Source organism: Flavobacterium sp. (assembly GCF_965284515.1).
Taxonomy (GTDB): Bacteria; Bacteroidota; Bacteroidia; order Flavobacteriales; family Flavobacteriaceae; genus Flavobacterium.
On record NZ_OZ260089.1, the window covers coordinates 2,407,476 to 2,424,415 of the forward strand.

The window sequence follows — 16,940 nt, forward strand, 5'->3', positions numbered from 1 at the left end:
ACAGCCGTTTGCAGCAATGGCTTGGGCTTGGTTTTTTCCTTCGGAAAAAACGCAGTTGGAAACAATTCTGTATATTTGGAATGGTCATTCTTAAATTTCAAGCCACTGACTGCAAGCGCCGAAACGTTGTAACTAATTTTAAAAAAAACCGAAGGATTCAATAACTTAATTATGAAAACAAAATGATTTTTTTAATTTATAAAAACCGTGGAATTCTAATACCTGTTTTCTTAATTGTTCCGGCTATTGGATTTTTAATACTTAGTGGTGAATTAGGTAGAAATTTTGGTGGATATTTTGCGACAGAATCTTTTAAACAAATAATGATTGGAATTGGCTTTTTAATCTCATTTATTTGGACATATCTAACTAGCGAAGATTTCATTATCGTTGACGGTAAAAAAGAAAAAATTGAAATGTTTAATCATTTCTTTTACATTCCAAACAAAACTTGGAGTTATATAATGTTAGGTTTTGGAATATTAGTTATTATTGGAGGTCTATTAGAGTTTTTTAGCTAAACAGTAAAAGAATGTATATAATTAACAATAAAGAATTTTTAATAATTGAACCTCCAATCTACACGGAGTTTTCTAACTTTGATGAAATAATAAAATGCTTAATTGTCATCATAAGTTTACTTCCTGTAAAGTTTAATAGTTTTCCTAAAAGTATAAGTTATAAACTTGTCAGATATAGTGATTTCTTAGGCAATAAATATCCAGCAATAGGAATAAATTCTGTATTCAAAGAAGACTATAAAAAAATACCCAACTTTATAGAACTATATGAATTGGTAGAAGAATTGATTACAGAAATAGGAATTGATGCAATAAGGAAAGAAGCTAAGGAATTAAAAACAATATCTTGGCAAAAACTAAATGAAATTGGATATTCTGAATAAAAAACTAGTTACAACAGCAGTTAAAAGTAATGGCTTAGGCAAAGGCATACTTCCGAATTTTCTCCGAAAATTCAAAAGTTTGCGTTATATTTGCTTTGGCTTGGTCTTGGCTCGTCGCCACTTCTTTTAGCTGCAACACGTTACCCGTAATTGTAAATGACTAAATACATACTTACCTTATTTATTTTATTTTCATCGCACATTATTGCACAAAAGCAAGATGAGGCTATAACTTTTGCAAATAAATTAATTGTAAATAGTGAGCCTAAATTTGATTCTGACACTATCTATATTATAAAAAAAAATGAAGTTTTTTTAATTGCAGAAAATCATGAAACCAATTCAGATTGGTTATATGTTGAAATTATCCAAGATAAATTTTCGAAAACAAATAGTAAGAATATTTATGGCTTCATTCCTAAATCAAAAATCATATTTATTGACAATTTGAATAAATACTCACAAGATAATGTTGTACTAAAGTTTAATCTTATTAAGGCTGACAGAATCAATAAAATTGCACATAAAGAATCTCAATATGGATTAGAAATTCCATTAAATATATCTTTTTCAGTAAATTCAATGTCTTTACAATGGAAAGGAAAAACAATCAACCTGAATACAGAACTTTATGATGACCTTTATAATGTTTCATTCAGTGAAGGAAATTACTCAAGTATTGAAAATTCAAAATTTGTCATTTACGAATATGAAAGTGTTTTTTATATAAAACAGGAATGTGCAGATGGGGCTGGTTCTTATGAAATTACTTGGGCAATAAAAAACGGTGAAATAGTCCAAAGGATTATTGACGAAATATAAAACTACGGGTAACAGCAGTTAAAAAAAATGGCTTAGGCAAGGGCATACTTCCGAATTTTCTCCGAAAATTCAAAAGTTTGCGTTATATTTGTTTTGGCTTGGTTTTGGCTCGTCGCCACTTCTTTTAGCTGCAAAACGTTAGCTGCCATTTAAAATACCAACTTAACATGAGAAAATATATAATTTTTACACTCTATTTTATTTCAATTTTCGGTTCTGCTCAAACCGAGTTAGTCTTTGACAAGAAGTTTGTCCAAAGCGAAGATAAATGGGTCGCATTTCCAGCCGATTCTTCAGGTTCATATAATTTAGGATTCATTTATATAGATTCACAAGCAGGGTTAACTTTTGATTACGAAGGTTCATTTAAAATAGATGAAAATGGTAAATATAATTTTAAAAGGAGAGAAATTGATGGTTCTATGAAATATCGATTAAAACCAAATAATATTTTGGTAGCTTTTATACCTGAAATTAAATTTTCTGAACTTGGTATTCAAAAAGTTCCGGATTGGCTAAAATTTTACAAAGAGGACGAACATACTGTTGAGCGTCAATATCGATGGGGATATATGTATAATGGTTGGGGAGAATGTGAAAAAGCATTAGAGTTTTTAAATAGTGCCTATCTACTCAATCCTAAATATGAAGGTTTAAAGGTTGAATTAGCTTATTCCTATAACTGCTTAAAAAATTATGACAAGGCAATTGAGATTTTAATGCAATCTATCAAAGAAGAACCTGTTACTGCATACACAATTAAAGAACTGATTTTTTCACAAGCAAAAAATGGAAATTTACAAGACGCGGAAAACACATTCAACCTTTTTGATTCAAAAATATCTGATAAATCTTATAAACCAGAAAATGCATATAATATCTTACAAGGTTATTATTTAAAAAAAGATCATGTAAATTTTTATAGATGGATAAAGGAATCAAATATTCAAAGTGACAAAAGATTTCAGCCATATGTTGAACAAATGATTGCTAATCTAAAATAAACGGCAGCTAACAGCCGTTTGTAGCAATTGCTAGGCTCGGTGTGTGTTCGGAATTTTCTCCGAAAATTCTATGAGGAGTTTTGTACTTGTAATCTTTTGTTATAAATTTACGCAACTGCCACAAGCGGCAACACGTTATAAGCAACCTTATGAAAATCAATAAAATAACATATTTCATTTTTATATTTTATTTTGTACAAATTGCGAAAGCACAAACTATTGATAAATCTTTTAGTGGTTGTTGGGCTGATACTTTTTGGGATTTTGAATTTAAGAAAAATGGTGATTTCACAAGAATTTCAAATGGGCATTTTGGAAATACAACTGTGAAAGGAAAATATCAAATTGAAAATGATACCTTAAAAATACTGAAAGGTTTTAAAGATACTTATGGAACAATAAATGAAAATTATATTATTCAAGAAGATACAATTCTTATTGATATTAAGTTAGGATATGGTTATGTAAAAAGTTCTAAAGAATATCCTAAAAAGATGAAGTGTGGTTTATCTTATCCAGAAATTATTGGAACTAACGAAAAAGAAGTTAATGAATTAGAGAAAATTTTAAACTTGGCTCTAAATTCATCTGCTACTAGCCAATTTTATCATTTTGAAGAATTGCCAACTAGAAAACCTATAATAGCTAATTATCATAAACTAAATGCAAATATTGAAATAGAGGGAAGAAAAACCTATTTTGCAGATAAAAAAGATATTAACGAAAAGTTCTTTTTAGAATTTGAAGATGTTGAAATATATAATAAACATATATCATTTACTGTAATAATTCATGATGAAGGTGCAGAAGTAAAATTCTATTATTATAAAGAAAATGAAGAATGGAAAAGTTATGAACCAATAGTAACTGAAAAATAAAAAAGGCTGCTTATAACAACTGTTTTGCACAATGGCTTTGGCTTGGTTTTTCCTTCGGAAAAACCTCTACGAATCGTAATTTTGTCTATATTTGTTGTGGTCAGTCTTGAATCACAAGCCACTGATGCAAAGCAGCAAAACGTTGTAAGTAATTTTAAGAATGAAGAAAATAATTTTAATCGCATTTAGTGCACTAATCTTAACAAGTTGTAAAGATTTTAAGAATTTATCTAAAGCTGGAAATTTGATAGCTGAATATTGTGGTTCAACAAACATTACGATATCAACTGCATATTATACAGACACCAAAAATGGTTCAGTTGATTCATATGAAATACAAATAAAGGATGCCGTTGATATAAATAATGGTAATTACCCACCTGAATATCTAGCGTCTGTTTCAGCAAAAACTTTGTACGATAATTTAAATCAAGAAGAAAAGGATGATAGAGATTTAATTGTCGTAATTATTGAAACTCCAGACAAGAAGTTTGAATATAAATACTCAATAGAAAAATTGAGTAAAGTAGATTTTTATCTAACAACAACAAGAGAGTTTATCTTAAAAATTGCTAGAGGAGATTCAGAAAACTTAACTAATTATCTAAACAATCAAACTATTGACATTCAAGAATTTGAAAAAGAAATAATAAAAGGAAAAATACTTAGAAATGATACTCTTTTCAAAAAAATTAATGCAATTGATTTACACTGTATAAATTTCTCATTAGAAAACGAATTAAAAATGACAGAATTAATAACGTTTGGTGAAATTGGTGATGGTCATATAAAATTTTCAACCAGATTTATAGATGAGAAGCCTGAAAAGATATCAGGAATAACCATTTATTAAAAAACTACTTACAACAGCAGTTAAAAGTAATGGCTTAGGCAAGGGCATACTTCCGAATTTTCTCCGAAAATTCAAAAGTTTGCGTTATATTTGTTTTGGCTTGGTTTTGGCTCGTCGCCACTTCTTTTAGCTGCAAAACGTTACCAGCAATTACTCCTCAAGAGCAAGAATCTAATGCACTTTTATGATAAAAAGTTTTTAATATGAAAAATAAATTTATAATTCTGATTGGAATATTTTTTTTATTTATTGCCTGTGAAAAGAAATCTAAAGCAAACCTTTTACTTTATATAAATCGTGTAAACCAATTAGAAATTCTAACTGTAGATGATAAGTGTGGAGAATGGGGTGGAAATGAAAAAATTATTACAATTTATAGAGATGATTTAGAAGGACAACTTTTAGCTGATTATATTGAAAAAACTAAAAATTGTAAAAACGGAACAGAACCTGAAATTACAGAATCTATTAAAAGAATTAAACTAACTGAAGAAGAAAGTGAATTAATTCTAACAAGTATAAATGAACTTTCTGAAAAAAAATTAATCAAAGAAGATTATCCAAGTCATAGTGGAATATATAACAGAATTATGCTTCGTGATTCTTCAATTATGATAAACGATTTTCCTTCTATTGAATTGAAAAGCGTAAATGAATTAATAACAAAATTGAAGAAAAAATAACTGCTGGTAACAGCCGTTTGTAGCAATTGCTAGGCTTGGCTTGTGTTCGGAATTTTCTCCGAAAATTCCACGAGGAGTTTTGTACTTGTAATCTTTTGTTATAAATTTACGCAACTACCACAAGCGGCAACACGTTAGTGGAAAGCTTCTCGAAAAAACGAAAAATGACACCAGAACAATATTATTTTCCATATTTTTTTAATCAAAAAGAGTTGAATAAATCTATTCGAAAAATAGGTTTAAATACTTTAGTCAAATTTGATATTAAAACAAAAATGGCGAAGGAATTAATAATTACTAAAAAGAGAGAATTTAAATTCTTCTGGAGTTCTGAAGAAAAAAACTTATTAAGCATTCCTTTTGGAACAAGTCTAATGATTATTGATAATGAAATTATATTTTGGAAAACAGAAACTGATTTTATAGAAATATCAAAAGCCAATCTACTTGAACTAGAAAACGAGCCAAAAATATTTAATACCAAGATTAATATTTCAAAATTAGAAATTGGCCAAAATATTTTTAATACTGAACTTGATTTAAATAACTTTGTTACCTTTTTAAGAAAGGACGATTTAAAATATGATCAAGATTATTATGAAAACTTTGTCATATTGATAATTAACAAAGAGAATGTCGAGCTAGTCCCTTTTGATACTTTTAACAAAAAAGGTGGTGATTATGGTTATGTTTGGCCTGCTATAGCAAGAATTGACGTTGGAAAAAAGATAATTTATGGCAAAGGCATGAGAATGTCTGATTTCACAATAGAGTTATAATAAAGCCATCCACTAACAGCCGTTTGTAGCAATTGCTAGGCTTGGCTTGTGTTCGGAATTTTCTCCGAAAATTCCACGAGGAGTTTTGTACTTGTAATCTTTTGTCTTAAATTTACGCAACTGCCACAAGCGGCAACACGTTACCAGCAATTTAACACTAAGAACATAAATTCGGAAATGAAACAATTATTCATAATAGTAATTTCTTTATCGTTATTCAATTGTCAAAAAACAGAACAAATTATTTTACCTGAATATAATTCTGTTGCAAATGAATTAATTCAACAAGTTTTAAAAGACAACTCTTTTTCCGATTGCTGCTTACTTGAAATTCCTGAAAAAACTTTTTTAGAAATTAGAGAAGAAGAAATGCCATTGATTGCAATTAGCACAAAAAAAATCATAATGGAAAAACTTCAAATAAAATCTGATAAAAGTTTAGATAGCCTAGAGAATCAAACCAGAAATTTTAAAATTAATAGCGATATTATAAACAAATACAAACTTAATTTAGTTAATAATGATGTATTGAGATTTACAGACGAAAATTTGATAGTTTGTCCAAAAGGAATCTTAATCATAAGTAAACCAATATTCGATAAAAATTATAAGACAGCAGTTGTAAGTATTGGTTTTGGTTATACTTGTAGCCTTGGACATATTGAAAAATATAGATGGAAAAATGGTAAATGGAAGCAAGAATAAACTGCTGGTAACAGCCGTTTGTAGCAATTGCTAGGCACGGTGTGTGTTCGGAATTTTCTCCGAAAATTCCACGAGGAGTTTTGTACTTGTAATCTTTTGTTATAAATTTACGCAACTGCCACAAGCGGCAACACGTTATAACGCATAAACTCTGTGCGTGTAAAAAAGCTGTTTAATAAAACTCGAAAAACAGAAATTTTCACCGAAAATATCCGAACTGAACTTTATTGGTTTGAACTTAATTTGGCTTCAGAAAAACTTCAGAATTTGAATTTCTAGGTGGAGTTTCACTCGCCGAATTTTTAGCTTTCGTTTGCGAACTTTTCAGTTTTCTACTTATCCAGAGTTTGGAAAGTTTTGGATTTAAAAAAATTGAACACTTCTACTCTATTTTTTTTCAATGAATTGAAAAACCTTAAAACTTACTTCCGAACTGAACGTAGCAATTCTTTGTGTGTAAACTGAGTTTTAACTTTGTGTTAGTTTACGCGTTATAACCGCAGTTAAATTCCATGGCTTTGGTTTGGGCTTTTCAGCGGAAAATAATGCGGTAAATTAAATGTTTTGTATATATTTGTGTTAGTCGTAGCAAAGTTCCGCCACGGTATTTAGCTGCAAAACGTTATGCACAATTAAGCCATACGAAAAGAATTTATGGGAATTTTAGATTTAATTTTAGGTGAAAAAGTTATCAAATACGATGATTTTTTTGGAAAAATAGAAAGTGGAAAAACAAGAAAAAAAGATTTAACAAAATCTTTAAGTTGGAGACTTAATAAAAAGATTGGACAATTTAAAAATGATACTTTCATTATTCTTGAAGGAAATTATAATAATATAAATCCAACACAAAAGGTTGAATTAAAAAATTTTATTGAAAACTTCGATTCTGTCTATTCTTTTGAAGTTGATAAAATGATTGAATCAGACAATAAATATTTACAATTTAAAAATTGGAGAAATGAATATTACATAACTTTTATTTGTCCTTTGTTTGACTCAAATACAAATTTTGAAATTAATTTTGAGCCTATTGATGAGAAAAAAAACGATGGTGCATTTAGTGTTGAACTAATAAATCGAGTTCTTAAGAATATAGAGCTTTAATAAAACTGCGCATAACAGCCGTTTTTAGCAATTGCTAGGCTTGGCTTGTGTTCGGAATTTTCTCCGAAAATTCCACGAGGAGTTTTGTACTTGTAAACTTTTGTTATAAATTTACGCAACTGCCACAAGCGGCAACACGTTAGCGGCAAGATTACCAAAAATCGTAGAAAAAAAATAATATTAAAAATTATAAAAATGAAAAAGACGTTATTATTTGTGGTTCTTATTTCAATTGTAAGTTTATCATTTACAATTCTAAAAGACAATAAAAAAGATGAAAAAAAGTTTATTGGTAGTTGGACTGGATCCGAAAAAGACAATCAAAGAGAAGGCTTAACTAAACATTGGATACAAAATAGATATAAAGACGGAACTTTTATATTAATGTTTACTACAATTGAAAATTGTGAAGTAGAACATATGGTAGAAAGAGGAAAATGGTCTATTAAAGATGGCTTATTTTATGAATATCACAACGATGGAAAAACCGATATATATAGCTATGAAATTATTGATGATAATCACATAAAGTTCAAAGCCAAACAAATGGGCATTGAACAAAATAATGAAGAATATGAATTTATCGATACTAAATTAGAATATGAAAACGAATAAATTATGAGAAATATTAAATACATTTTTGTAATAGCAATATGCTTTACATTTCTAAATTGTGCTTCAACTCAAAACCAAACTTCAAATGACGGAAGCTCAATGGAAAAAGCAATAAAAGTCGGAAGCGTTGAGCAAGAATATAAAATAGTTAGAGAAAAATGTGGAGACTGTAAAATGAAAAGTCAAGGTCTTACATTTAATGATAAAGATAAACCTTTTGACGTTTTAACTTTTATAAAACCAACCGGTGAAGAAGTAAAATATTATTTTGATATCTCTAAATTTTACGGGAATTTCTAAAATCCAGCCGCTAACAGGCGTTTGGCAAGATTGCGAATTTTGCAGTAAATACACGTTTATTTCTCGCAAGAAATTTTATCTTTAACAGAAAATAATCGGTTCCGAAGTTCGCAACCTCGCCAAGCGCCGGGACGTTGTAGGTAATTTTAAAATATCGCTTTAAAAACAAACACATAGAATGAATTTAAATTTATCCAAAATAATTACTTTCTTTATATTAATAATTTTGATTTTTTCTTGTAAAAAATACAACAAGACAAGTGAAAGAACACTAAGAGATAGATTAATAGCAACAGAAGAAGATACTTTATACAAAAGAGAATGGATGAGAATTAACTTTGAAAACAGAAAGGTTGAAGAAGTTGAAATTTATATTTCAGAAAATAATGACACAATATCAAATCAATATAAACTATTTATAAATAATAATATTGACACTTTAAAGAGTAATTATTATGATTTAATATTAACAAAAACAAACAAACCTAACGTTTATAAAGGTCAAATCACTTTACATACAAAATATGAAAACTTAAAGTTGAATAAGCAGAACCGAAGAAGGATACAGTTTAGTTATTGCGACCAAAATAAAGACAGCATTTTTATTAGATATGTAGAATCAAAAAGCTCCAACATAATTAACTTTAAATTTGAAAACTATTATGGTAATAGGTTACAAGGTCAACTTTATCAAATTGTTGAAAGGGATACAATAGTAAATAATGAAGAAATGATTAACATAAATCAATCGTATATAATGGTTGACAATCAAATTGAAACAGTTAATTTGTTCCTTGACTCAGATTATATTGAGGAAAATAAATTTAATCCAGGTAAACTAAAATTTACCAAAAATAAATAAAAAACTACCTACAACAGCAGTTAAAAAAAATGGCTTAGGCAAGGGCATACTTCCGAATTTTCTCCGAAAATTCAAAAGTTTGCGTTATATTTGTGTTGGCTTGGTTTTGGCTCGTCGCCACTTCTTTTAGCTGCAACACGTTATAAGCAAGCTTAAAAAATGTACTTGAAAAATAAAGGATTAATAACAACAACCATCATTTTCTTTATCATAGTAAATACATCTTACTATTGGAAAGGTAAACTTGATTTTTATGCATTCCCAACTTTCTTAATATTATTCATTCTTTTTCTAGTTCTTAACATTGCGTTAATTCGTCAAATTTACTTTGCTTTTAAAGATAAGTTCAAAGACAAAAAAAGAATAGTAACAATTGGTCTGCTGATAACAGTTTTGACCTTGACTTTTCTCAAACCGTTTGGGTTTATCAACTTTGAAAAATTTGAAGCTAAAAACATATTAATCGCAGAAAGAGAAGGTGTTGCGGGCTGCATGACGACTTTAAAACTTAAAGAAAATAATGAATTTACTGCGAAAAGCGTTTGTTTTGGAATGACAGAAACAAAAGGTAATTATAAAATCAAAAACGATACAATTTATTTTGAAAACATTAAACTTGGAAGAGGAGAAAAAGAGTTTTACGAATTTGCTGTTATAAAACCTTTGAAATTTCAAAATGATATTAAACACTTTGAATTATTAAGTTACAAAAGTAAGAAAGACACAATCGGACACGGACTTAAAGTAATATTAAACGAACTGAAATAAAAAGCCTGCTTATAACAGCAGTTAAAAGTAATGGCTTAGGCAAGGGCATACTTCCGAATTTTCTCCGAAAATTCAAAAGTTTGCGTTATATTTGTTTTGGCTTGGTTTTGGCTCGTCGCCACTTCTTTTAGCTGCAACACGTTAGCCGTCAGTTTGGCGGAGCTAAATGAAAACAGAAATAATGAAGAAAACCACATATTTTTTATTCTCTATATTTTTTATAATAATTGTCTGTTTTGGATTTGTAGAAAAAAACTCAAATAGAGAAAATAATAAAGAAATAAGAATAAATAAGAAAGAAAAAGATAGTATCAAAACTTTACGCCCAAAAGACTTGAATGTAAAATCATTTATTAAACTTTTTACCGAAAAATATGCTGATAATGAAAGTCTAAACCTAATTACTTTGTCGGGAGAATTTCCAGAAAATTGGGTAAAAAATGAGGATATTGAATATTTAATGTCACTCATAAAGTCTAAAAAAAAATGCTGTAGTTATATAAATATTTATTCATCTTTTATGACAACTGAACAAGCAGAAGTTGGCGGATTTGCAATAATTTTTATGAACTCATTAATTGAGAATAAGAAAATTAATTTAGGGCTAACAAATAGTCCAAAAACTGATATAAAAGAGATCGAAAAAATAGAAAGTTGGTATAAGAATCGAATAAATAAATAATAAAAACCGAACGGCTAACAGCAGTTAAAAAAAATGGCTTGGGCAAGGGCATACTTCCGAATTTTCTCCGAAAATTCAAAAGTTTGCGTTATATTTGTTTTGGCTTGGTTTTGGCTCGTCGCCACTTCTTTTAGCTGCAAAACGTTAGCGTTCATTGGAAAAACCGAAACGACACAGACAAACAGTAACAAAAACAGATAAATAAAAATGAATATTCACAATTAAAACAAAAAAAAGATGACAAAAAACAAATCAAGACCCATTCTACTGCTAGCAGCAGGACTACTATGGGCGGGCTTGGCACAAGCTCAAGAATCTACCAACGCCACAGGCGGTGATGCTTCGGGCAGCGGAGGAACCGTAGCTTACAGCGTAGGACAAGTAGTTTACACTACAAACACGGCTGCTTCTGGCACAGTAAGTCAAGGCGTACAACAGCCCTACGAAATTTTTACACTAGGAATTAAAGAAACCGAACTGAACATTTCACTTTTGGTATTTCCTAACCCTACTTCCGATAATTTAACCTTTCAAATTAGCGATTACAACAATGAAAAATTGACGTATCAACTTTACGATATGCAAGGGAAATTATTAAACAACGGACAAATAGTAGCCCAGCAAACGCAAATAAACATGAACAGTTTGCCTACAGCTACTTATTTTATAAACGTTGTAAACCAAGAAAATAAAAAAGTTCAATCATTTAAAATAATCAAAAACTAAAAAATATGAAAAAATTATACACATTTTTAGCAGTACTATTAATGACTGCAAGCACTTTTGCCCAAACGCCGGAAAAAATGAGTTATCAAGCTGTTGTAAGAGACAGTGGCGATAATTTAGTATCAAGCCAACCTGTAGGTATGCAAATAAGCATTTTACGAACCACAGCAACAGGTACAGCAGTATATGTAGAAACCCAAACACCTACAACCAATGTTAACGGTTTAGTAACATTAGAAATTGGCACAGGAACTGTAGTAAGTGGTGATTTCACGACTATAGATTGGTCTACAAGCAGCTATTTTATAAAAACAGAAACCGACCCTACAGGAGGAAGCAGTTACACTATAACAGGAACCAGCCAATTGTTAAGCGTACCTTATGCTTTGCATGCAAAAACTGTAAAACAACCAACCTACAATGTAAACACTTTTTATGCAGAGTTAGGTGGTTATGTTATAGAGGTAAATAGTGTTGGTTCTCACGGTTTGGTGGTTGCAATGCAAGACCAAGGTGCCTCGTATTGGTACGAGGCAAACGATTTATTAAGCAATGCCTCTAATCACGATTATAACGGCAAAAAATTTAAAGATTGGCGTTTGCCTACCAAAAGAGAATTGAATCTTATGTATTTAGTTTATGATAATGGAAATGGAGCAACCTTAAACGCAAATTACTACTGGAGTTCTACGGAGTACAGATCCAATGACGCGTGGTTTCAGCATTTCGACGTTGGTCTTCAGGACGAAGGCAATAAGCTCAACATTAACCACGTGCGTGCAGTTCGAGCTTTTTAGTTATTTAATTATTTATCAATTTAAATAGTACCGCGTAAGCGGTCGGTTTTTATTTTTTAAAAATGGCATTACATACTGAGTTACCGGTTTACAGAGATACTTATAAATTGGTGTTAGAAATTTTATAAGCACCAAAAATTTCCCCAAAGAATACAAGTATAGTTTGGGTAGAGATATGGAGCGCGATGTGCTCGTATTAATGCGTTGTATTTACAGAGCTAACAGAGCACAAGAAAAGACGACCTTTTTAAATGAATTTTTAGATAACTTTGAAATATTAAAATTAGAAATTAGGGTTTGTGTAGATTTAAAACTCGTGTCTATAAAACGGCAGAGTGTTTTGGCAGACCTAATGAATAGTATAGGAAAGCAAGTTGTAGGCTGGAAAAACAGTACTACTTCTAACGCCAGAATTGTGTAAGACCAAGGTTTTACCAAGTGTGCGTTTATTTTGAAAAGGCACCTTAGCTATATAGGATACTATTTAGCAGAATAGTGCTCCTTGCCATTCGGTAATGGTTCAAAAATTAAGGTGTTGCATTACTACTGGAGTTCTACGGAGAACGATAACAATAACGCGTGGAAACAGAATTTCAACAATGGTAATCAGAACAACAACAATAAGAACAACACAAACAACGTGCGTGCAGTTCGAGCTTTTCAAACTTTCTTACTAAAAAGGCGGCATTTTTGTCGCCTTTTTTATGCAACAATTTTATGTTAGAGAAACAGACTATTCCATTAGCAAATTTGTTTAAAGCCTATTATAGCTGCCGCAAAAACAAACGCAATACTATAAATGCCTTGGCTTTTGAGCTTAATTTAGAAGAAGAATTAATACAGCTAAAAGAAGAGTTAGAAAGTGGCACTTATGCCATTAGTAGTTCCATAGCTTTTATAGTAGATAAACCTGTAAAGAGAGAGATTTTTGCAGCAGATTTTAAAGATAGAGTGGTTCATCATTTAATCATAGGCAAATTAAACCATCTATTTGAAAAACAGTTTATCTATGACAGTTACAGTTGCAGAGTGGGAAAAGGCACTCATTTTGGCATTCAACGTATTGATAGATTTATTCGTCAATGTTCGTCAAATTATACCAAAGACTGCTATATATTAAAACTCGATTTGCAGGGCTTTTTTATGAGCATACACAAAAACATACTTTTTGCAAAACTTGAACAGTTTATCAAAGAAAAGTACCAAAATGCAAACAGAGAGTTGATAGTAAAACTATGCAAACAAGTAATATTCAACGACCCAACAAAGAACTGCATTATCAAGGGAAACAAAAGCGATTGGGATAATTTACCCCAAACCAAAAGCCTTTTTCACAGCAAACCTAATTGTGGTTTACCCATAGGCAACCTAACCAGTCAGGTATTTGCTAATTTTTATATGGACAGCTTCGACCATTTCGTTAAACACGATTTGAAAATACGACATTACGGTAGATATGTAGACGATTTTGTGATAGTGCATGAGGATAAAGAGTATTTGAGAAAACTTATACCGAAACTTTCGGAGTACTTGCAATCGGAATTACAAACAACCATTCACCCCAAAAAAATATATTTGCAGCATTATACCAAAGGCGTAAAGTTTTTAGGAACGGTTATCAAACCCAATCGCATCTATATAGCCAACCGCACCAAAGGAAATTTTTATAACGCTATCAAAAAGCAAAATAAGATAGTTCTCGACCACAAACCCACTAAAGAAGAAAAAGCCGCATTCTTGAGCAGTATGAACTCATATTTAGGTATAATGAAGCATTACAAAAGCTACAAACTAAGAAAGAGAATGATCTTTAAAAGGCTTTCGGGTTATTGGTTTAACCACGTATATCTTAGCGGAGGAATTGCAAAATTTGTATTGAAAGTAAGACCAGTGAAAAAGAACCAACGAAACGCTAACATGGGCTAAAATCAAGTGGGCGATTATGGGTTATTAAAGGTTAGTGCTTTTTATTTACTTTTGTGCTAGTGGACAGTTAGGTGATATTTATTGCCCACCAGCTTTTAGCCCAGGGCCGTTATGCGCAAGTTGACTCGAAACTAACTTCAAAATGAAATCATGAATAAAAAACCTATCGAAAATTTAATTAAATGTTTCACAGTAGCTTTCTTTATCTTGTTTGTTAGCTGCAAGAAAAAAAACAATTTAAATTTTATAGAAAATAATACAACTATAGATAGTGGATTTGTTAGACGAGTTGAAAAAAATAGAGGGATTTTGACTTTAAAAAATTTCGCTGGAGATTATTATGTATATTCATGGTGTCCGTTGATTCAAAATAAATCATTACCTAGTTGGATTAAAGAAAAAGAAGTGCGTGAAATATCCGATATCGATGCGCCTTATAAAATATTCAAAATGAAAAATGAAAATTTTTTTTCAATAATAAAAAACGCAGACACTTTAAAATTTAAAATTGAAGATGATAAGGGTTCAAATTGAAAATCCAGAAATAATTTACAACAAGCGCATAACAGCAGTTAAATTTCATGGCTTTGGCTTGGGTTTTATCAGCCGAAAAAAATCCGCTTATTGAAATGTTTTGTATATATTTGTGTTAGTCGTAGCAAAGTTCCGCCACGGAATTTAGCTGCAAAACGTTATGCACAATGTTATGAAAAACTTACTGCTTATAATCATGTTATCAGTACTTTTACCTTTAGCAAATTATGGGCAAAAAAAAGCCGCGCCTAAAAATCTAAAAACAGCAGTTAAGTTACTCTCCAAAGATTGCCCTAATGATTTACAAGAAAAAATAAAAATTACCAATAATGACAGTTTAATTTATCTTATTCGACCTTGGGGTGGTCACTATAATAAAATCTCAAATTGGACAAATGACAGTGTTCCTAGTCCAAAAATTGTTAAGTATTTTGACAATAAAGGAATCAACATACCTAAAGAACAAGAAATTGCAATTCTTATTGCTTTTAAAAGTTATTTACTTAATGGAAAATTTGACGAAAAAGCAATTTTACTACCTTTTCAAATTAAAGAAAAAAAAAGGAAAGCTGAAGAATTAATAAAATATACAGCTGACACCTTAAATAGTGTTTATATTCCGAAAAATCTTGAAGACAGTTTTTTAGAAATAAACAAAATATGGAAAGACAGTACGTCTATTAAATTAGAAAAACTTAAAAAGGGAATGCATTTCGGTTTTGGAATGTGGTTAAGAAACAATTGGGGACTTTGGGGAGGTTCTAGGTTATCAAACTATTTTAATGGTTTAGGAATCTATCATGCTGATGATATGTCTGGAACAATATTGACTAGTTATGAAAGATATCTGAGAAAAGAAGACATAAAATTGGAAGAACAAGTTGAATTCTCAAAAAAATATTGGAAAGAAGTTAAAGAGAAAAACGAAGCTTTTGAAAAAGAGAAATTTGAAAAATACAAAATAGGAGAAATTGTATTCTTTAAATATCCTAATGGATACATTTCTAATGAGCAAGAAATAAAATATGATGAGGATATTTGCATAGCAAAAGGTCAAATCATTGAAAAAAACGAAAAATATTATTCTATAAAAATACAATTACTTGAAAGTTGCGACAAAAAAGGCATTATTGCTTACGACAACATTAACTCGCTAATCTACAATAAGAAAACCCAAGAATACGAAAAACCTAAAAAAAGAAAAATAGAGATAATGAAAATTGGAAAAGTGTTTTGGTTTAATTACTCTAATTGGCAAATAAATGAATAAACACAGTGCATAACAGCCGTTTGTTGCAATTGCTAGGCTCGGTGTGTGTTCGGAATTTTCTCCGAAAATTCCACGAGGAGTTTTGTACTTGTAATCTTTTGTTATAAATTTACGCAACTGCCACAAGCGGCAACACGTTATAAGCCAGTTTAAAAATTCTATGGTTAAAAAAACATTAAAAATTATAGCTTTAGTTTTAATCATACTTATTGTGATTTACAACTTGTTATTAAGTGATTTCAATCCTTTATTTGAAAATGAGGAATTTGTTTATTTAACTTCTAAAATAAGAGAAACTAAAAAAGAGGATTTAAAATTTTACGTAGACACTTACAATAAAGTGGCCGAAAAAAGAAAAAACAAAAAATGCGAATGTGAAGTTTCAACAACATATATAGGACCATATAGACATGAACGTTCAATAATAAAAATGATTTATGTAATGAAAATTGAAAAAGAGTTTTCGAAAGAAGACTGTTTGAAGTTTCAATTTCTAAATGCCGACTATTTATTTGGAAACAACGGAATTAAAGATGCCGCAAAGTTCTACTTTAAAAAAAGCCTTGAACAACTTAACACAGAAGAGAAACTCGTTCTTGTAGTAATGCTTGAGAATCCAAGCTTATACAATCCAAAAAGACGAAAAGAAAGACTAATGAATAAGGTTAGGATTTATCAAAGAATTATAGAGGGAAAAACCGGCTTATAACAGCAGTTAAATTTCA

Annotated in this window: 22 protein-coding genes; all 22 read left to right on the top strand. The window is 30.1% G+C overall.

Going from position 1 to position 16,940, the window contains the following annotated elements:
* The first annotated feature begins 182 nt into the window (after nucleotides 1–182).
* The 22 genes from ACQ65T_RS11280 (at nucleotide 183) to ACQ65T_RS11385 (ending at nucleotide 16,924) form a co-directional block, all read left to right on the top strand.
* Complete coding sequence (locus ACQ65T_RS11280) at nucleotides 183–521, top strand: hypothetical protein (protein ID WP_430401174.1); 339 nt, start codon at nucleotides 183–185, stop codon at nucleotides 519–521.
* An 11-nt stretch (nucleotides 522–532) separates the two neighbouring features.
* On the top strand, nucleotides 533–904 hold the full coding sequence (locus tag ACQ65T_RS11285) for a hypothetical protein (RefSeq protein WP_430401175.1): 372 nt from the start codon (nucleotides 533–535) through the stop codon (nucleotides 902–904).
* 156 nt (nucleotides 905–1,060) lie between these two features.
* The gene (locus ACQ65T_RS11290) at nucleotides 1,061–1,726 is read left to right on the top strand and encodes a hypothetical protein (protein ID WP_430401168.1); all 666 of its coding nucleotides are present in this window, start codon (nucleotides 1,061–1,063) and stop codon (nucleotides 1,724–1,726) included.
* 167 nt (nucleotides 1,727–1,893) lie between these two features.
* The gene (locus ACQ65T_RS11295; protein ID WP_430401176.1) at nucleotides 1,894–2,730 is read left to right on the top strand and encodes a hypothetical protein; all 837 of its coding nucleotides are present in this window, start codon (nucleotides 1,894–1,896) and stop codon (nucleotides 2,728–2,730) included.
* A gap of 149 nt (nucleotides 2,731–2,879) precedes the next feature.
* Nucleotides 2,880–3,608 (top strand): hypothetical protein, encoded by a 729-nt coding sequence (locus tag ACQ65T_RS11300; RefSeq protein WP_430401177.1) that lies wholly within the window; start codon nucleotides 2,880–2,882, stop codon nucleotides 3,606–3,608.
* Between the two features lie 160 nt (nucleotides 3,609–3,768).
* Nucleotides 3,769–4,461, top strand: a complete 693-nt coding sequence (locus ACQ65T_RS11305) for a hypothetical protein (protein WP_430401178.1) — start codon at nucleotides 3,769–3,771, stop codon at nucleotides 4,459–4,461.
* Nucleotides 4,462–4,664: 203 nt separating this feature from the next.
* The gene (locus ACQ65T_RS11310) at nucleotides 4,665–5,144 is read left to right on the top strand and encodes a hypothetical protein (protein ID WP_430401179.1); all 480 of its coding nucleotides are present in this window, start codon (nucleotides 4,665–4,667) and stop codon (nucleotides 5,142–5,144) included.
* 164 nt (nucleotides 5,145–5,308) lie between these two features.
* Complete coding sequence (locus tag ACQ65T_RS11315; protein ID WP_430401180.1) at nucleotides 5,309–5,923, top strand: hypothetical protein; 615 nt, start codon at nucleotides 5,309–5,311, stop codon at nucleotides 5,921–5,923.
* A 177-nt stretch (nucleotides 5,924–6,100) separates the two neighbouring features.
* Nucleotides 6,101–6,628: a hypothetical protein gene (locus tag ACQ65T_RS11320; RefSeq protein WP_430401181.1), complete on the top strand. Its 528-nt coding sequence runs from the start codon at nucleotides 6,101–6,103 to the stop codon at nucleotides 6,626–6,628.
* A gap of 654 nt (nucleotides 6,629–7,282) precedes the next feature.
* Nucleotides 7,283–7,735: a hypothetical protein gene (locus ACQ65T_RS11325; RefSeq protein ID WP_430401182.1), complete on the top strand. Its 453-nt coding sequence runs from the start codon at nucleotides 7,283–7,285 to the stop codon at nucleotides 7,733–7,735.
* Nucleotides 7,736–7,930: 195 nt separating this feature from the next.
* The gene (locus ACQ65T_RS11330) at nucleotides 7,931–8,350 is read left to right on the top strand and encodes a hypothetical protein (protein WP_430401183.1); all 420 of its coding nucleotides are present in this window, start codon (nucleotides 7,931–7,933) and stop codon (nucleotides 8,348–8,350) included.
* Between the two features lie 3 nt (nucleotides 8,351–8,353).
* Entirely contained in the window at nucleotides 8,354–8,650 is a 297-nt protein-coding gene (locus ACQ65T_RS11335) for a hypothetical protein (RefSeq protein ID WP_430401184.1), read from the top strand.
* Between the two features lie 178 nt (nucleotides 8,651–8,828).
* A complete protein-coding gene (locus ACQ65T_RS11340) occupies nucleotides 8,829–9,512 on the top strand; it encodes a hypothetical protein (RefSeq protein WP_430401185.1) in 684 nt (227 codons plus the stop codon).
* Between the two features lie 165 nt (nucleotides 9,513–9,677).
* A complete protein-coding gene (locus tag ACQ65T_RS11345) occupies nucleotides 9,678–10,280 on the top strand; it encodes a hypothetical protein (protein WP_430401186.1) in 603 nt (200 codons plus the stop codon).
* A gap of 181 nt (nucleotides 10,281–10,461) precedes the next feature.
* Nucleotides 10,462–10,962 carry a hypothetical protein gene (locus ACQ65T_RS11350; RefSeq protein WP_430401187.1) on the top strand — a complete coding sequence of 167 codons (501 nt, stop codon included), beginning with the start codon at nucleotides 10,462–10,464 and terminating at the stop codon, nucleotides 10,960–10,962.
* 237 nt (nucleotides 10,963–11,199) lie between these two features.
* Nucleotides 11,200–11,688 carry a T9SS type A sorting domain-containing protein gene (locus ACQ65T_RS11355; RefSeq protein ID WP_430401188.1) on the top strand — a complete coding sequence of 163 codons (489 nt, stop codon included), beginning with the start codon at nucleotides 11,200–11,202 and terminating at the stop codon, nucleotides 11,686–11,688.
* A gap of 5 nt (nucleotides 11,689–11,693) precedes the next feature.
* Nucleotides 11,694–12,485: a DUF1566 domain-containing protein gene (locus ACQ65T_RS11360; protein ID WP_430401189.1), complete on the top strand. Its 792-nt coding sequence runs from the start codon at nucleotides 11,694–11,696 to the stop codon at nucleotides 12,483–12,485.
* Between the two features lie 124 nt (nucleotides 12,486–12,609).
* Nucleotides 12,610–12,906: a four helix bundle protein gene (locus tag ACQ65T_RS11365; protein WP_430401372.1), complete on the top strand. Its 297-nt coding sequence runs from the start codon at nucleotides 12,610–12,612 to the stop codon at nucleotides 12,904–12,906.
* Nucleotides 12,907–13,202: 296 nt separating this feature from the next.
* The gene (locus ACQ65T_RS11370) at nucleotides 13,203–14,411 is read left to right on the top strand and encodes an RNA-directed DNA polymerase (RefSeq protein WP_430401190.1); all 1,209 of its coding nucleotides are present in this window, start codon (nucleotides 13,203–13,205) and stop codon (nucleotides 14,409–14,411) included.
* A 150-nt stretch (nucleotides 14,412–14,561) separates the two neighbouring features.
* Nucleotides 14,562–14,945, top strand: a complete 384-nt coding sequence (locus ACQ65T_RS11375; RefSeq protein WP_430401191.1) for a hypothetical protein — start codon at nucleotides 14,562–14,564, stop codon at nucleotides 14,943–14,945.
* Nucleotides 14,946–15,141: 196 nt separating this feature from the next.
* On the top strand, nucleotides 15,142–16,215 hold the full coding sequence (locus tag ACQ65T_RS11380) for a DUF6794 domain-containing protein (protein ID WP_430401192.1): 1,074 nt from the start codon (nucleotides 15,142–15,144) through the stop codon (nucleotides 16,213–16,215).
* Between the two features lie 160 nt (nucleotides 16,216–16,375).
* Nucleotides 16,376–16,924 carry a transglycosylase domain-containing protein gene (locus ACQ65T_RS11385; RefSeq protein WP_430401193.1) on the top strand — a complete coding sequence of 183 codons (549 nt, stop codon included), beginning with the start codon at nucleotides 16,376–16,378 and terminating at the stop codon, nucleotides 16,922–16,924.
* Nucleotides 16,925–16,940: the final 16 nt, after the last annotated feature.

Excerpts from the sequence above, each read along its gene's own strand:
- ACQ65T_RS11340 (WP_430401185.1), top strand. The coding sequence starts at position 8,829 with ATGAATTTAAATTTATCCAAAATAATTACTTTCTTTATATTAATAATT.
- ACQ65T_RS11335 (WP_430401184.1), top strand. The coding sequence starts at position 8,354 with ATGAGAAATATTAAATACATTTTTGTAATAGCAATATGCTTTACATTT.
- ACQ65T_RS11385 (WP_430401193.1), top strand. The coding sequence starts at position 16,376 with ATGGTTAAAAAAACATTAAAAATTATAGCTTTAGTTTTAATCATACTT.
- ACQ65T_RS11315 (WP_430401180.1), top strand. The coding sequence starts at position 5,309 with ATGACACCAGAACAATATTATTTTCCATATTTTTTTAATCAAAAAGAG.
- ACQ65T_RS11320 (WP_430401181.1), top strand. The coding sequence starts at position 6,101 with ATGAAACAATTATTCATAATAGTAATTTCTTTATCGTTATTCAATTGT.
- ACQ65T_RS11350 (WP_430401187.1), top strand. The coding sequence starts at position 10,462 with ATGAAGAAAACCACATATTTTTTATTCTCTATATTTTTTATAATAATT.
- ACQ65T_RS11285 (WP_430401175.1), top strand. The coding sequence starts at position 533 with ATGTATATAATTAACAATAAAGAATTTTTAATAATTGAACCTCCAATC.
- ACQ65T_RS11330 (WP_430401183.1), top strand. The coding sequence starts at position 7,931 with ATGAAAAAGACGTTATTATTTGTGGTTCTTATTTCAATTGTAAGTTTA.
- ACQ65T_RS11295 (WP_430401176.1), top strand. The coding sequence starts at position 1,894 with ATGAGAAAATATATAATTTTTACACTCTATTTTATTTCAATTTTCGGT.
- ACQ65T_RS11305 (WP_430401178.1), top strand. The coding sequence starts at position 3,769 with ATGAAGAAAATAATTTTAATCGCATTTAGTGCACTAATCTTAACAAGT.
- ACQ65T_RS11310 (WP_430401179.1), top strand. The coding sequence starts at position 4,665 with ATGAAAAATAAATTTATAATTCTGATTGGAATATTTTTTTTATTTATT.
- ACQ65T_RS11325 (WP_430401182.1), top strand. The coding sequence starts at position 7,283 with ATGGGAATTTTAGATTTAATTTTAGGTGAAAAAGTTATCAAATACGAT.
- ACQ65T_RS11370 (WP_430401190.1), top strand. The coding sequence starts at position 13,203 with ATGTTAGAGAAACAGACTATTCCATTAGCAAATTTGTTTAAAGCCTAT.
- ACQ65T_RS11360 (WP_430401189.1), top strand. The coding sequence starts at position 11,694 with ATGAAAAAATTATACACATTTTTAGCAGTACTATTAATGACTGCAAGC.
- ACQ65T_RS11380 (WP_430401192.1), top strand. The coding sequence starts at position 15,142 with ATGTTATCAGTACTTTTACCTTTAGCAAATTATGGGCAAAAAAAAGCC.
- ACQ65T_RS11355 (WP_430401188.1), top strand. The coding sequence starts at position 11,200 with ATGACAAAAAACAAATCAAGACCCATTCTACTGCTAGCAGCAGGACTA.
- ACQ65T_RS11280 (WP_430401174.1), top strand. The coding sequence starts at position 183 with ATGATTTTTTTAATTTATAAAAACCGTGGAATTCTAATACCTGTTTTC.
- ACQ65T_RS11290 (WP_430401168.1), top strand. The coding sequence starts at position 1,061 with ATGACTAAATACATACTTACCTTATTTATTTTATTTTCATCGCACATT.
- ACQ65T_RS11300 (WP_430401177.1), top strand. The coding sequence starts at position 2,880 with ATGAAAATCAATAAAATAACATATTTCATTTTTATATTTTATTTTGTA.
- ACQ65T_RS11375 (WP_430401191.1), top strand. The coding sequence starts at position 14,562 with ATGAATAAAAAACCTATCGAAAATTTAATTAAATGTTTCACAGTAGCT.